Origin of the sequence: Cellulophaga baltica 18 (assembly GCF_000468615.2) — a bacterium.
In the GTDB taxonomy this organism is placed as follows: domain Bacteria; phylum Bacteroidota; class Bacteroidia; order Flavobacteriales; family Flavobacteriaceae; genus Cellulophaga; species Cellulophaga baltica.
The window spans coordinates 2,274,719-2,291,959 of sequence record NZ_CP009976.1 but is presented as its reverse complement, the minus strand read 5'-3'; the positions used below and the strand labels follow the sequence as shown (position 1 = coordinate 2,291,959).

At 36.4% G+C, this 17,241-nt stretch carries 10 protein-coding genes; 4 read left to right on the top strand and 6 right to left on the bottom strand.

Translation table 11 applies throughout. The features are described 5' to 3' along the window. Positions 1-130 precede the first annotated feature (130 nt). From M666_RS09715 to M666_RS09690, 6 genes are read right to left on the bottom strand one after another with little or no spacing between them, the layout of a single operon-like run. Positions 131-1,435 carry a glycoside hydrolase family 117 protein gene (locus M666_RS09715; protein WP_029446884.1) on the bottom strand — a complete coding sequence of 435 codons (1,305 nt, stop codon included), beginning with the start codon at positions 1,433-1,435 and terminating at the stop codon, positions 131-133. Between the two features lie 51 nt (positions 1,436-1,486). Next, entirely contained in the window at positions 1,487-3,223 is a 1,737-nt protein-coding gene (locus tag M666_RS09710; RefSeq protein WP_029446885.1) for a glycoside hydrolase family 2 protein, read from the bottom strand. Between the two features lie 3 nt (positions 3,224-3,226). Beyond that, on the bottom strand, positions 3,227-4,339 hold the full coding sequence (locus M666_RS09705; protein WP_029446886.1) for a glycoside hydrolase family protein: 1,113 nt from the start codon (positions 4,337-4,339) through the stop codon (positions 3,227-3,229). 7 nt (positions 4,340-4,346) lie between these two features. Further along, entirely contained in the window at positions 4,347-7,346 is a 3,000-nt protein-coding gene (locus tag M666_RS09700) for a glycoside hydrolase family 2 TIM barrel-domain containing protein (protein WP_158400227.1), read from the bottom strand. A 2-nt stretch (positions 7,347-7,348) separates the two neighbouring features. Further along, positions 7,349-9,628, bottom strand: coding sequence for an FAD-dependent oxidoreductase (locus M666_RS09695; protein ID WP_029446888.1), 2,280 nt, complete (start codon positions 9,626-9,628; stop codon positions 7,349-7,351). Between the two features lie 11 nt (positions 9,629-9,639). Further along, complete coding sequence (locus tag M666_RS09690; RefSeq protein ID WP_226989967.1) at positions 9,640-11,199, bottom strand: sodium:solute symporter family transporter; 1,560 nt, start codon at positions 11,197-11,199, stop codon at positions 9,640-9,642. Positions 11,200-11,444: 245 nt separating this feature from the next. Between M666_RS09690 and M666_RS09685 the strand changes: the two genes are divergently transcribed. The 4 genes from M666_RS09685 to M666_RS09670 all read left to right on the top strand — a co-directional run bounded on the left by M666_RS09685 (position 11,445) and on the right by M666_RS09670 (position 17,222). Continuing rightward, positions 11,445-12,455 (top strand): LacI family DNA-binding transcriptional regulator, encoded by a 1,011-nt coding sequence (locus M666_RS09685; RefSeq protein WP_029446890.1) that lies wholly within the window; start codon positions 11,445-11,447, stop codon positions 12,453-12,455. 217 nt (positions 12,456-12,672) lie between these two features. Further along, positions 12,673-13,977, top strand: coding sequence for a sulfatase family protein (locus tag M666_RS09680; RefSeq protein ID WP_039325567.1), 1,305 nt, complete (start codon positions 12,673-12,675; stop codon positions 13,975-13,977). 1 nt (position 13,978) lies between these two features. Then, a complete protein-coding gene (locus M666_RS09675) occupies positions 13,979-15,370 on the top strand; it encodes a glycoside hydrolase family 28 protein (protein WP_029446892.1) in 1,392 nt (463 codons plus the stop codon). A 4-nt stretch (positions 15,371-15,374) separates the two neighbouring features. Continuing rightward, on the top strand, positions 15,375-17,222 hold the full coding sequence (locus M666_RS09670; protein ID WP_029446893.1) for a sulfatase family protein: 1,848 nt from the start codon (positions 15,375-15,377) through the stop codon (positions 17,220-17,222). Positions 17,223-17,241 lie beyond the last annotated feature (19 nt).

Genomic DNA, 17,241 nt, shown 5'->3' with positions numbered 1-17,241 from the left:
CTATAGCCCTACTCATATGTTTTTTCCAATAGAACGTATGCTTTATTTCTACAGGATTTTTTTTTACAGCAAGCCATAGAAGAATCGCTCTCCCTAATTTAAAACAAGATATAAGAAGATTCTGGCATAATTATTCATCTTTTTTAATGTTTCTACCTTCGGGGTGTTGATTTATAGTACCCATACCTTGTGAAAAATAAACCTCGGGCTTATGCCAAACACCGGTATTTTTAAAAGCTGGCTCATCATAATCTAAACTCAAATCGCAATCAAATCGTCCTATAATAGAATATCCCTTACCTGGAGTACCTGCGTTTACGAAATGAGATAAGCCCCAAGTAAAACCTCTACCATTTTTAGTGTCTGTGAAGGCATCAGAAGTAAATGGTGCGGCCGCTGTTGGAGTTAAAGAAACGCTCGATGCTATTTTAAAATTTACACCATCTTCTGCATACTGTATGGTTTCTCTTTCGTTACCATCCTTAATAGCCAAGGTGGCTATACCACCTTTATAAGGCCAGTAGGTAGTCTCATGACCTGATTGCATCACTGGATTTAAAGGATGTTTTTTATAAGGTCCTAATGGATCTTCTGCTATTGCCAAACCATGACCTACAGCATAGTTAGTCCTATTATCTGGCCATTTGTTATACGCTGCTTTGTAGTACACATAAATTTTTCCGTCATGTACCAGAGGCTGCGGATCATGTGTAGCTTTGTGATCCCATTCTCCTTCTTTCCCAAACGGAATTACCTTATCGGCTCCATGAACCCAAGGACCATCAGGCGAATCAGCATAGGAAATAGATACAGGGCATAAATCTCCTTTTAAGCCACTCGGTTCATCAAAAGCTTGGTAATACAAGTAATACTTATTCTTCCAAACAAGAATATCGGGCGTAGCCACAGAACGCCATCCAGATTTTGGTTTGTCTGGACGTGAAATAGCCACCCCTTGTTCTTCCCACGCAATTCCGTCTTTACTGGTAGCATACCAGATATCACACAGATCCCAATCGGTAGAAGGTATTTCATCTGTAGCTTCTGCAGCTCTGTTCCATCCAATAGGAGGCACTACCGTATGCCTTTTAGTATACCATACATAATATTTACCGTCAACTAAAATAGGTCTCGAAGGATCTCTTCTAGAGATGGTCCCATCACCATCATTATAATCAAAACCATTTAAACGAGTATATTTAAATTGCGAGAAAAGTTCATTGTCTTGCACCCGGGGTGTGGGGTAATCAAACATTCTTTTTGAAGAAGCACTAAGCGGAATATTTGGTTTTTCCGTAGGCATTTTAAATGGAAATATTTTTGAAGATTCAATTTCAATACTGTCTTTTACCGCTGCCTCTTTCTGCTCACACGAAATGGCGGATAGCATCAAATACAGAATTGCAATTTTTTTAAAATTATATAGAATCTTCATAGTATATATTTTGTTTATTTTGAACTTATCTTTTTAATATCTAATCCAAATTTATTTCCACTCTTTGTAAATCTCCTTTAATTGATAATAGGCTTTCTTTTTATTTCGATGTTCATCAACTATTCCCCATTCTCGAAAGCCAGAAGCAGGAGTACCTTTATAATTACTTTTGTAATCATTATAACTCCAAAGAGAAACCCCTGTTACCCAAGGGTACTTTTTCAATTCTCGTAAATACTCCACCAATTCATCGCTCAGCGCACCTTTTGGGGCAGGTCCTATTTGACCTATTCCTATTTCAGAAATAAAAATGGGCTTTCCTGGGAATTTCTCATGTGTTTTTTCTGCCAATACTGGTGCATTCCCGTAGCTATTCATCGATATAAAATCTACCTTCTCATAGGGCTCCGTTCCTATTTCCCCTTTTCTATACGTGGTTATACTCACATACGTTTTTAGACGTGTACTGTCTACTATTGCCACATAATCTAACATAGCATCTACGTAACCATATTGCCCTTTGGTTAAGGCCTTATCATCCCAATCATCCCCAGGATTTCTCAATTCATTCCCTACACTCCAGGCTACTACAGAAGGATGGTTAAAATCTCTTTCAATCATTGTTTTCATCCATTGTTTGGTTAAAGGATTATCTGGAAATGAATTGGGATCTTCATCTCCCCAAACGGGAATTTCTTCTACTAATAAGAATCCGTTTTTATCACAAAAATCTAATAGATTTTCAGATAAAGACGCATGCATTAGTCTTGAAAAATTACAGCCCAAAGATTTTATATCTAGGATATCTTGTGCTATTAACTGATCTGGTTCTGTATTGCCATAGTCCGGATGATCGTGTACACGATTGACACCGTTCATTCGTACAGCACTATTATTTAAGAAAAATTGTTCTCCCCTAACTTCAAATTTTCTAATCCCGAAATTATCCACAGTTTGATCCTGCAACTTGCCATCTACTTCTACATCTGTAGCCAATTGATATAAATTTGGCGTATCAAAATGCCACAAATCAAAATCCGATAACTTTCTTTTAAATGTTACGATGACTTCTTCTACCTTTCCTGCATCTATAGTTAATGGAGTTTCAGGCAACTTTTCTTTGCCTTTAATTGTTGATTTTATAGCAACATTCATTGGAGATTTTCCATTGTTTTCTATTTTATACGTGATGCTGAAATTCACAACTTCATTATCAAAATCGGGTACCGAACTAATATGCTGGTATACCAAACGCACAGGTTCATGAGCCTCTAAAACCACGGCTCTACTTATACCGCCCCAAGCCCACCAAGCACCGCGTTTAAAGGTATTATCTGCCATTACCACCACATTGTTTGTTCCTGTTTTATATATATAAGGGGTTATATCAAAATCAAAAGGCAAATAGCCTCCAACGTTTGTTCCTAAAAATTTACCATTCAACCAAACCTTTGCCGTTTGATATACGGCTCCAAATTTTAATCTAATGTGCTTGTCTCCCCAATTTTCAGGTAGTGTAAAGCTTTTTTTATAATATCCTTTACCAACATATGTGGCATATTTTTCTTTAGTATCCCAATTGCCAGGCACGGTAATGGAATCCCATTGCTGGTCTGATTTCGACAACACTGCTGTTTCTGCTATAGTATTTGATGCTAAAAATTGCCAAGTACCATTTAGAGATATATTCTGCTCATAGGAATTATAAGTATTTAGGGGGCTTACTTTTTTACAAGAAGTGCCCCATAAAATAGGAATAGATAACAGTAGAAAGAACTTCTTATACATACTTTATTTTTCTTTGGTAATCTGTAATGGAATTTGAATATTGAAGGAATGCCTCACATTATTTACATCTATAGTATCTGCTGCACATAACAGAGCAACAGGAGCTCCATTTTCCATAAACACTTGCGGACGCTCTAAATGATCAAACTTGGTACGGGTACCATCTTCCCAAGTGACGGTTCTATCTGAAACTTCGAAATATTTTGCTTTGTCCCATTTAATTCCATCCCCAGATTCATAATGCACTAATGAGAATAAACGCTTATTTCCTTCATGCTTCATTCGTTTTACAATTGCACGGTATTTACCATCTTGATACCATATGTATGGATCTTCGGCAGGAAATGTTTCTCCTTCAAAAACAAATATGGGATCTGGATATTTTTTAAAGGGCCCGGTTGGCGAGTCTGCAATGGCCACCATATGCACTACAGGGCCACCTGCTGGTAATTTAAATTCTTTTCCTACCGCTTTGTATACCATTAATATCTTACCGTCTGCCATTTCACAAACTGACGGATTGGAGGTCATCAAGGCATCATGTGCCTTATCATCGCCATGTGTAATATCTAAAACAGGCGTGTCAAATCTTTTCCACGGTCCGCTTGGACTATCAGCAACGGCGACTCCTATTCTTTGATTGTTTCTATGTTCCCAATTTAATTTAGGATTTCCGGGGGTACTTACAATTTCTTTATTTCCAGTGTTACCCATATAATACAAGTAGTATTTGCCTTTAATGTTAAGGATGGTAGGGTTGTGCGTAGTAGCTCCGTCCCAATATTCTTTTCCTCTATCACCCAAAGCCACCTCTTGAAAAGTGAATGGTCCAAATGGACTAGTAGCCGTAGCATGCGCAATTTCTGAATAATTAACCCACTCCCAACCAATTTCTTTTGGCCATCTGGAGTAAAACATGTGGTATAAACCATCTTCGCCTTTGGTTAAGGTACCACCCCAAACACTTTTTCCTGCTTCTTTAAAGACCGAAGATTTAGCCACTTTCCCTAATGCTATCTTATAATGCGCTACCTTTTCCGATGCCGCCTGTTTTGGTTTTTGAGCACATGCTCCTAACAATACTACTATAAACACTATGTAAACTATATTTTTCATTGCTTGACTAGTTTATGATTTGAATAGGAGACCAATGGCTAAATCCGTCAGTATCCTTTTTTTGTATTTGCAGGTAGTAAGTTCCGTTTTCTTGAATAGGTATCGTCATCATACCTCTCGTATAAGTTGTTATTTGTTGATCTAAATTTAATGGCGAAGTTCCGTAACGTACGGTATACGCTTCATCATTTAATTCTCCAGAATAGCCAACCACAATACGATCATCTCTAATAAAAGCATCCCAAATAATAGGTGGTAATTCTTGCGCACTACTTGTTAAGTTGATTATGGTAGGCTCAGCTCCCTTATTATTTACAGCTATTAGTTCTGCTTTTACAGAAGAGTTAGGTAGACTATCAACGGTAATATAATTGGCTATCGTTTTAGCTGTTTGAACCGTTAATCCTTTTAAGTTTTTGTATTGTATAAAATATTCCTTGGCCCCTGCTACTTCCTCAAAATATACTCTGGCAGAATTTCTCCCCGCAACTATTGCTGTAACTTTAGGAGCTGCAGGTTTTTTTAGAGCAATATTTTTTTCAAACCGCGTGTACCCATTCGGACTTAATAAAGCAATATGCATGGCTACCGCTTTTTTGTTTTTTACAGTTAAAGGAATTTCTCCTGTCCACACACCATTCTCAGGGTGTAATACTGGTAAATCTTGCGTTTTTCTAACACTTATTTCTCCTTCATCATTTATAAATTCCCAAACCAATTGATAGTCTTTCATGGTAAAACTAGGAAAGTCGTTTCTAGCTTTTATGGGAATCGTTATTGTCGCTTTCCTTTTATGAAAGACAACATCAATATCTTTTACAGGACTGGTTTCTTTTTGTAATCGAGAATAAAACTTTCGTTTTTGCCTCCATGCATTTACAATTCCCCACGTTCTATTTTCTTCCACATTGGTTCCTATATATGCACTTCTGTAATCATTAAACGTCCATAATGAAGTTCCGATAACAAAATCATTCTGTCCCCTAAAGTTATCGTTCCAAGTAGAATTTTCTTCTCTGTCCTCATCTAATGTAATCCCATTTAACTTTACGCCATATTCTGAAATAAAAACAGGTTTGTTAGGCCATTTGTTTCTAATACTAGAAATTACTTCTTGTGGTGTTCCTTGAAACGGATACAAATTATGCATTATGATATCTACATTAGAATTTGGATCTGTAGTTCTCGTAGCATCTTCTCTTCCGCCGGTGTTACTTACACAAGTCACTAACCTATGAGGATCTAGGACTCTCACATAATCCATCATCATTGTAGCATAGTCATAATGTTCAGACAATTCATTACCAACGCTCCATCCAATAATACTAGGGCTATTGCTATCTCTTTCTACCATTCCTTTAATCCATGATTTTATCAAAGGATATTCTGGAGCTGTAAATTCTGCATTATCCAAATCGCGAACATTGACTTCTTCAAACAGTAAAATTCCCTTTTCGTCGCAACGCTCAATCAATTTTTTATTCTGAGTTCCATGCATGATACGCATAAAATTAGCTCCTGCATTTTTCATTAAATCTACATCTTGATCAATAAGTTCTTGTGGCTCTGAAGACCCCCAATAGCGGTGATCACTAACTCTATTATAGCCTGACAACCGAACGGCTTCACCGTTTAATATCAAATTATCTTTGGTCAATGTAACTTTCCTAATTCCGAATCTATCCTTTAACTCATGTACTACTTTCTCGTTTTCTGAAATAGTACTTACTATCTGATACAAATGCGGATTATCAAAATGCCAAAGCTCAACATCAGTTGCAGACAACTCACCCGTGAAAATAACTTCACTCACAGAATATGCTGGTACTGTTACTTTTTGAGTAAACTGTTTTACCTTAATTTCATTTAAAATTTGACTATTCACCGTTAATGTTCTAGCCGTAGTACCACTATTCTCTATCTTAATTTTTAAATGTAACTCAGCTTTACCCGTTTTTAGATCTGGATCTGCATGTATGTATTGATGCTTTATGCGCACCTCATCATTTCTAACCAAAGTAACATCTCTGATAATACCACCCCAATTCCACGTAGCACCTACTAAGGCATTATTATCGGTTTCAACAGCCAATAGGTTATGGTTGTCTAAACTTATGTTTTCCGTAACATCTATTTCGAAAGGCGTAAACCCGCCTTGATGCGTTCCTACCAACACACCGTTTAAGTACACTCTAGCTATATGGTAAACGCCATCAAATTTTAATCGAATTCTTTTTTGAGGAGAAGTTTGCCAAGCTACCGGAGTTTCAAATGTTCTTCTATACCATGCTTTACCGGTGTAATTAGAAAATTCATTAATCATACCGTAATGCCCAGGAACTTTCAAACTATCCCAATGGGAATCATCAAAATCACTTAAAAAAATAGTCTTTTTCTCCAAATTAGCTTGCGCTATCTTTTCGTTGGACACGGGTCTAAATAATACTGCATCCGCAGATACACCCACACCCGCTATATCTGAAGTAATTTCTATTGTAGAGCGTTTATCTTTTTCAAAGGTGAAAATCCCTAAACTCAACCATTCGTCGCAACGTGTACGCTGATTAAAAAACTGTACATCTGTTCCTTTAGCGTGATGTATATTTATTTTTGTATTTAAATTTATAGCAAAAGGAAACCGCACAAAAGCCTCATAATATCCGGATGCAGGCAATTTGGGTACATATGATACACTGGCATCATCTTGCAGGCTACCAAAGTGATGTTTTAAATACGATGCGCCATAAAAACGAGATTCCCTTTCTCCTTCTGTCGCAACTATCCAATCTCCTTTAATTTCAATTTGATGTTCATCTGTATTATCAATAACTAAGTCTTCTTCCTGAGCCTTGATATTATTGTAGTTTGATCCTTCGCCATAGATGGCATTAAACTTCCACTTTCCATTCAAGTCAAGCTGTTCCTCTCCATCATTTAAGTCAGACAACTGCTGACCATAACTCAAAAAACCAAAGAATAAAAACAAAAGAAAATATCCGTTTTTCATAATTACATACATAAGATTTCAAATATGGAAGCAGGTACATTTTCAGATGGATGTTCCATTTCTATTACCAATCCGGATATTTTTATAGAAGATTCAAAAGTGACAGTATTTATAGTTTGATAGTTCCCTTCCTTTTTAAATAACACATTTCCTATATTATCTTTTATAGTATAATTGCGTACACAAAACGGAGTAACATCTTCTGGATGCCCCATTAATGTAGATTCCATAGGATGATCATAATCCGTATCAAAGAAAATTTTAATTTCTTGCAGTGCTACTTCCTCTTTCCAAGATATGGTAAGCTTCGGGTTTTCATCTTCCAAATCGGCAACCCAGGCATTTGTTGTTCCCCAAGGTCGTACATACCCGTTTCCAATATTGGAGACATCAAAAGCAGCTATGGCCGGAGAAATCTCCATGGCAATATTATGTCCTTCTGGTCTACGCTGGGGTATCCAAAACTCAAAAGTGTCTACTCCTAAACCCTCAGGTGGAGTTTGCTTTCCATTATTAGAAACGGCCTTATTCACCCCATTAAAAACGGATAGCACTCCAGAATAGCGCTTGGTAGAGTTCTTTAAATTTATCTTTTCATTTTTTAAAAAGGTTACGAAAGCATATTGCGTTTCCTTGATACTTTTATGGAATGAAAAAGAAACATGTTGTGCTCCTTTTTTAAGTTCAATCGTAACAGTTTCTACAAGTACATCTGGTGTATAACTTTTAGCATTTGCTGAGCTACGTAGCTGCACCTCTAAAGTGGTATCTTCTTCGGCATTGACACATACGGTAAATTCATATTTTGTATGAGCGCTTAACGGAAGTAATTGAGCTGCGGCAGTGCCTAAATTTGTCCACGCACCATCAAAAGGAATGGATTTTAATTCTAGCGATGAAGATGCAGAAACCGTACCGGAAGTAATCAAATTTGATGACGATTTAATAGGAATATTGGGTATACTCTGTCCGTTAATATTCAATTTATCTTGTAATAATTTAAGGAAATCTGATTCTAAAATATTCTTTGGCAGAATGTTATTATGAGTACAAATAGCGGCGGCCATACCTACTGCCTGCGCACAAAACCCGGTAGTGGCCATCACCCGTGTGGAACCAAATGCCACATGTGTGGCACTTATTATTCTACCCGCATAAAAAAGATTATCTATATCCTTACTTACAAAAGAGCGGTATGGAATTTGGTAAATGCCTTTAGAGTGCCATTGTGTACACCCAGAAAGCTTGCTATAAACACCATCTGCAGGGTGTAAATCTATTGCCCAGCCGCCAAAAGCAATGGCATCATAAAACGTTTTTTGTTCTATAACATCTTGTTGCTTTATCATATACAAACCATCAAAACGCCTACTTTCACGTTTGCCTGGAACCGTACCCACCCATTCAAGTGTATGGTTTTCTACATCATCAAATTCACCCGAATTTTTAATATAATCCCAAACACCATAGATAACTTTCCAAAGTTCATATTTTATCTCTTCAGTATCATAAATCGTGTTTTTTCTACCACCAAACTCAAACCACCAAAACCTACATCCTTTATCGTCTTTCCCTATAGCTTTATACCTAGGAATTTCGGTAATATCTTTTAAAGCAAAATCTGGAGGTCTATAAGTAACAGGATGATCTTCGCGTTTACTATAAAAATACATAGAGTGGCCCAGCAGTTCTCCATATGATTTTTCTGGAGCAAATAATTCTCCAAATTCTTCCTTTTTTTCTGCTCCCATTCTAAACGAAGCACCCGCTTTAAAAGCGACAATACCATCGCCAGAAGCATCACAAAACAAGGGAGCATTAACAACGTAGGTTGTTGAATTTTGAGAATTAAATGCTGTTACTGATTTGATGCTGCTATCATTAGATTTCTCCACATCATAGACGCTAGTGTTAAGTAATAAGGTGATGTTGGTTTCGTTCAAAACCTTTTCCAATAAAACTGTATCAAAAATAACCGCATTTCCTTCCTTGTTACGGTACATATTTTCCACTAGTATTTCATCAATAACGCCTCCTTCACGAGCCCAACGATTATTGTTGCCCATGTGCGAAGTGGCTCCTAAAATCCATAATCGAACTTCCGAGGAAGCATTACCCCCCAATACAGGTCTATCTTGGATGAGCACGGTTTTTATTCCTTGTCTCGCCGCCGTTATTGCAGCACAAACTCCCGCTACTCCTCCTCCAACGATGACAAAATCAGAAACTAGATTAATAGTGCTATTTCCTCTTTCTTGCTTGCTGTACTTTTCTAGTAACATAACTGCTGTGCTTATTTAAAACTTTTATACGTAATTATACTTCCAAGGCTTGCAACTACAGCCCCCATGATACCTACCATCATTGCTCCTGTAGCTGCAATGAAGGACAGTATCAAAATAATTAGACCTGTAACCGCTATACCGATTCCTATGACACGAGTGCCCCTTTTATTATCTGTACTTGAAGTATCATCTACAATCACCAACTTACCGGCAACTTGAGCCATATAAGCTTCGTAATCTTTATTTTCTGAAAAATTAACTGTAAAATAAAACTCATAACATAGGAGTAAAATAATAGGAACCCCCACTCCTAAGCCCATTTCTGAGGCTCTATCTAGTTTAAGATCTAATAGCGTCGGACCCAAGAATTTAAAAAAAGCATTGATGGTAAGAGAAATTAAGGTAACCGATAAGATACTTGTGCCTGTTTGCTTTTTTGAGAACAATGCCCAAAGCGGTGGTAAAAACATAGCACCACCAGTAAGTGCCGCTAGTGTCATTACGACTTCTACAATACCTCCAAAATAAGGAACAAAGAGTGCAATGAGTATGGTGATGATCCCCAAAATTATGGTAGCTAATTTTCCTATGTTCACCAAACCTTCGTCCGTAGTATTAGGTCTAAAGTGTTTATACACATCATTCGCCAACACTCCTGCCGAGATATTCAAGGTGGTATTTACAGAACTCGAGGTAGCGAAAATCATCCCCCCAAGCATTAAACCTAACATCCCCACAGGAAGTACTTCTTTACACATTAGTAAATAAGCACCTTCATTAGCTAATCCACCTAATTCTGGATTCAGTACTCTATAAATCATAGGCGGAAGCATCCATATTAATGGACTAACGGCATATAACCCCGCAAAGAGCCATCCTACTTTTTTTGCATCCTTTGGTGTTGCCACACTCGTATATCGTTGTACGTATGCCCAATTTCCTGCAATAAAAAACAGGTTATACAAACCAAAAGCTACTAGAAATAAAGGAGAATATTCTTCATTTACGAATTGAAAAAACGCGTCTGGAGCTTTAGAAATAAAAGCATCTACACCGCCTATTTTATCAAATGATAAGGGTACTACGATTAGTACTACCGCTGTAAGTACTACAAACTGAAGCACATCGGTAACGATAACTGCCCATAAGCCTCCAACAGAAGTATATAGAAGAATGAGTATTCCTATGCTTATAATACTTACATTAATGGGTATTCCTGTAGAAACCTCTACAATTTTAGCCACGGGATATAAGAAAGCTCCCATCGTGAAAATAGATATTAATAAAAATAAATACGTGTATATTTTTTGAGTTCTATACCCTAGTCTATCCGTAATAAACTCAGCGGCAGTCATGGCCTTAGTTTTTTGCCACTTTGGGGCAATAAAAAGACCTATTATTATTCCGGCAATACACATGGTCCATTGGATAGATATGGCTACCCATCCGCTTTCATAAGCGATAGCTCCCCAAACAACAAAAGTACCTGCAGAAAAGAAACTCATGAATAAAGAAAGCCCACTCATCCACCAAGGCAATGCGCCTCCTGCAGAAAAATAAGATTTCATATTCTTACCCGCTTTTGAGAAACTCATCCCGCAGATAAAAATTAATAAAGTAAAAACTACTATAACCGAAATATCGATGCTTCCCATAATTGAATAAAGAGATTGACTGGTAAATTAGAATAAAAGCATCAGTTTTTCTGATTAGCTCAGAAAAAGTGTCTTCGGAAACGTTTCCGAAACCTAACTTTTTAACGGAAACGTTTCCGAAATTTGCCGAAAATAATATTATTAAGTAATATTACGTCATGAAACATGTTACAATTAAAGATGTTGCAAAGAAATTAAATGTTTCTATTTCAACTGTATCCAGAGCTTTTAATGATAAATATGATATAAAGGAAGAAACTAAAAATTTAATCCTGAAAACGGCTAAGGAATTAGGTTATAAACCAAATCCTATAGCGAGAAAATTAAGTCAGCAACGCTCTTTTAATATTGGCATTGTGGTACCTGAATTCAATACCAATTTTTTTCCGGAAGTCATGTTAGGCGCACAGAAAGTATTGCTCGATGAAGGGTATCAAGTATTGGTAATGCAATCTAATTCTTCTTGGGAAATAGAACGAAAAAATGTCGAAACCTTAGTAGACAATATGGTAGATGGCTTAATAATATCATTAACTTCTGAAATTAAGAATAACGAATATTATAAGAGTCTCATTGACTCAAAGATTCCCATTGTTTTTTTTAATCGGACAGTGGAAGAAATAGCGGCTTCTAAAGTTTTATTTGATGACTACAAATGGGCGCTATTTGCCACAGAACATTTAATTGTACAAGGATACACTGACATTGTTCATCTAACAGGAACTGTAAATCTAACACTAACAAAAAATAGGTTAAGAGGTTTTGAAGATGCTTTCAAGAAGCATAAAATGCCTGTAGGAAAAATAATTTCATGTGGATTTACTATGGAAGATGGTGAAAGAATTGCTCAAGAAATGATTGATAAGAATCAAATTCCTCGAGCCATTTTTGCTGCAAATGATTCTTGTGCTATTGGAGCCATGACCATCTTTAAAAAAAATGGATTAACAATTCCTAATGATATTGCCATAGTTGGCTTTACAGAATCTTCTTTAGCAAAACACACCCACCCCACCCTAACTTCGGTTGAGCAACCCACAAATGACATAGGTCAAACTACTGCCAAATTACTACTTGATCAGATTAATAATAAAGGCTTGTTTGTTCCCCAGACGATCATATTAAACGGAAGATTAAATATCAGAGATTCTTCCGTAAAAATTAAATAGCGGTTACTACAAAAGCAGATTCTTTTAATTTCGCTCTCTTAAAGGGAATTCTCTTCCTATTTACTATACAAATAAATCATTTATGGTAGTATAATAGCTATCTCTTACCCTTCTCCTATAGATCTATTTCTACTTTTATTTTTCATAAAACGGTTATTCTTTATTTAGATTTTTGAACACTAAACTATAAGTTCCAATAGCCTTAATACACTGAAAAATGAAATTAAGACGCTTTATGTTCTTTCTAAGTTTTGGGTATACCCTAACTAGCTTTGCCCAATTAAATATTTTATTTATAGAATCTGATGATCAAAGTAATCAAACAGTTGGTGCCTATGGAAATAAGACTATAAGTACCCCAAATATTGATGCTTTAGCAAAAGAAGGCACTTCATTTACGGCTGCCTACAATATGGGTTGTTGGTCTCCCGCCGTGTGTATTCCAAGTAGAACCATGCTTATTTATGGAAAATACTTATGGAAATCTCAAGAAATAAATAAACAAAATGCCCCAAAATCTTTACCAGAGAAATTACAAGACCATGGGTATTATACCTATATGACAGGGAAATGGCACGCCATGGGAAAAAATGTAAAAGCTATTTTTAATGAAACGGGAAGCATACAACCTGGACAATTGAAAACCTATAATTCGGAAGGAGGCCATATTACAGATATTACGGCCAACGAGGCTATTGACTTCCTCAAAGGGTATAAAAACGACAAGCCCTTTTTTGCCTACGTAGCTTTTAATGCTCCCCATGTTCCCAGACAAACTGAGCAAAAATATTATGACATGTATCCTGCGGATGAAGTCTTGCTACCACCGAGTGTTGTGGATAGCACTCCACTAAATACAAACGTAAAATATCAGTATACCAATAATCCGCTACGATCTAAAACCATGCAACAACGCGTGCAGCAAAACAATGCTATGGTTACTCATATGGATGATCGTATAGGAGCTATTATTAATACTTTAAAAGAACAAAAGCTCTATGACCGTACATTGATTGTCTTTACTTCTGATCACGGAATTAATTTTGGTGAAAATGGTGTAGCGGGTAAGGTTTGCCTCTATGAACCAAGTGTTACCGCTCCTCTAATTATAAAAGCTCCAAGTATTACTCCAAACAGTAAAATTTCATCTCGCGTTTATCTGCAAGATGTGGTTCCTACCCTATTTGATTTGTTAGACCTTGAAGTAAACGAACCAACAGATTTTGAAAGTTTAGTACCGCTCTTAACCCAAACAGGAAAAGCCAGAACCTCTATTTATTTAGCCATGTTTGATGATCAACGAGGAATCATTTCTGAAGACAACAAACTAATAGTTTACCCTAAAACAGGAATCTTAGAATTGTATGATTTAAAAAAAGACCCTTGGGAAACGGTTAATCTAATTACCAGAAAAAAATCAAAAAGTACCGTGCTAAATTTATTAGAACAACTCAAAACATGGCAACATAAAACATCAGATAAGACTGATTTATCTGCTATTTACACTAAATACCAACGCTAATATGAAAAAAATAATCTTACTATTCTTTATCGGATTTCAACTGCAGGTATTTGCTACAGATTTTAGTGTATTACATTATGGTGCAAAAGCAGACGGAATTACTAAAGACACCAAAGCGGTGCAGGCCGCTATTGATGCTTGTACTAAGAATGGAGGGGGAAACGTAATTATCCCTGCCGGTAAAACCGTTGTCATAGGCACCATTTACCTAAAAAACTTTGTAACCCTCTATATAGAAAATGGAGCTGTCTTATTAGGTAGTCCGGACATAGAAGATTATACCACAGACACGCATAAAAACACGTATAAGAACGAGCCGCATATGGATCGTTGCTTGATTTTTGCGCGGGATGCAAAATCCTTTGCGATTAAAGGTTTAGGGACCATAGATGCTAATGGGCATCCAAAATATTTCACAAAAGAAAAAGGTGGCCGCCCTATGATGATGCGCTTTCTTAATTGCTCCAATATCCAATTAAAAGAAGTAACCCTTTTAAATCCTGCCGCATGGACCTCAGCATGGTTGTATTGTGATCAAATTGTGGTAGATGGTATAAAAATTATCAGCCGAGTTAATAATAATGGAGACGGACTAGATTTTGACGGATGTACAAATGTACGTGTGGCCAATTCTTCTTTTGATACCAGTGATGATGCTATCTGCTTACAAACCTCAAGACCAGACAAACCCTGTAAAGACATTGTAATTACCAACTGTGTATTCACTAGTAAATGGGCTGCTATGCGCATTGGATTAGCCTCTAGAGGAGATTTCGAGTCGGTAACGGTAAGTAATTGCACCTTTCATGACATTCAAGATTCTGGATTAAAAATTCAAATGAATGAAGGAGGCGAAATGAAAAATATGGTGTTCTCTAACATCATTATGAAAAATGTTCCTAGACCTATTTTTATGACATTTTGCCAACAACGTGCTGGTGTAGATGCTCCTGAAACCATGCTGCCAATGAAGGCCATGCATAGCTTTTCATTCAACAATATGATTATTGACAATAGAGAATTAGATAAAAATACGGCCCTATTCTTAACAGGTATGCATGATAAATATATCACAGACATTCAGTTAAACAACATTCAAATGACCGTTTCTGGTGGCGGTACGCAAGAAGATTCCGATAAAAAAGGCATCAAGGAATACACTCTAGAGACACTTGATGGTTGGTGGCCAGAATTCAGTAAAGTAGGTACATTACCCGCTTCAGGAATATATGCCAGACATATTGATGGTTTATACATAAACAACTTTCAACTAATCACCATTACTGATGATAAACGAAAACCCGTAGTTTTTGATGATGTCCTAAATGGAAACGTCAAGAATGTATATCTAAACCGAAAAGAGCTAACGAATCCTGAATTAAAATTAAATTAAAAAGATGAACTATAGTTTTTTCTTCTCCACACTCCTATTTTGTTATTTTGCGAACCTTAAAGCCCAACAGCCCAATGTTGTTTGGATTGTTTCGGAAGACAATTCCAAACATTACATGAAACTTTTTGATGCACATGGTGTGCATACCCCTACTATTGAAAAACTAGCCCAAAACGGAATCCAATTTAACCGCGCTTTTTCAAATGCAGCAGTCTGCAGTGCGGCCAGGTCTAGCATTATTACTGGAGTTTATGGCCCTAAATTGGCAACACATTACCATAGATCTGAACAAAAAGTCACGCTCCCTGAAAACATTAAAATGTTTCCAGAATATCTACGTGAGGCCGGTTACTACACCACAAATAATGCAAAAGAAGATTATAACATTCACAAAAATAATAATGTCTGGGATGACTCTTCTAACAAAGCTAGTTGGAGAAACAGAAAAAAAGGACAACCCTTTTTTCATGTGTATAACATAGGTACCACTCATGAAGGTAGTCTACATTTTTCAGAAAAAGAGATGAATACTACCCCTACAAATACAGCTTTAGAACAAGTCTTTGTACAACCTAACCATCCACAAACAAAAATATTTTCCTACACAAATGCATTTTATCTAGATAGGATTAGTAAAATGGATGCAGAAGTGGGTGAAGTGATTTGTGAATTAAAGCGCGACAATCTATTAGAAAGCACCATCATTTTTTACTATGGAGATCATGGGGGAGTTTTACCAAATAGCAAAGGCTATTTAAAAGAAACTGGTTTGCATGTACCTTTAATAGTCTCTATTCCTGAGCAATATAAACACCTAGCTCCTTTTTCAAGTGGCACCTCTACCAATACGTTTGTAAGCTTTGTAGATTTCAGTGCTACCGTTTTAAATGTAGCAGGAGTAAAAGTACCTAAAACTATAGACGGCGTTCCTTTTCTAGGCAGAAACGTTTCTAAACATACACTTCAAAATAAAGAAACTTTTGGCTATGCCGATCGGTTTGATGAAAAGTATGATATGGTTAGAAGTGTGCGTATAGGCAACTTAAAGTACATCCGGAATTTTCAGCCTTTTAATGTAGATGGTTTAATGAATAATTACCGGTATAAACAATTAGCCTATAGTGAATGGAAACTATTGTTTGATAAGGGGCAACTAAACGAAATACAAGCTAGCTTTTTTAAACCGAAAGCTCCTGAAGAAGTTTATGATGTTGAAAAAGATCCTTTTGAAACTAATAATTTAGCTTATGATGCTGCGTACCATAAAGAGTTACTGAAATTAAGGAAAAGCTTAAATTCTTGGATAAAATCAATGCCAGACCTTTCATTTTATCCAGAGCATCTTATCATGGAAAAAGCCTTTATTAACCCCATTGCCTTTGGTGCAGCTCACAAAAAAAACATTTCTAGCTATTTAAAAATCGCCAATTTACAGCTTCTCCCTTTTGACGAGGCGAAACCAAAATTATTAAAATATTTAGATTCTCCTGATGAACTAGAACGCTACTGGGCATTGATAAGCTGTTCTAGTTTTGGACTAAAGGCTAGCGAATTATCTGATAAAATTGAAGCACTTATGACTTCTGATACTTTATTAATTAACCGTATGCGAGCAGCAGAATTTTTAGGTATTACCGGTTTAAAAGATAGTTCTAATGCCTTAACGAACCTTTTGTATCAATCTAACAATGAAAAAGAAGCGCTATTGCTCCTCAATACTATTGTACTGCAACAAGATTATTATAAAAACGATCAATTTTCTATTAATAGTGAATTGATAAACAAGGCTGTCCTTAAAAACAAACTAATTCAAGAAAGGCTCAAATATCTTAATCATGAATTACCGTATTAAAACCATAAAATCAATACCT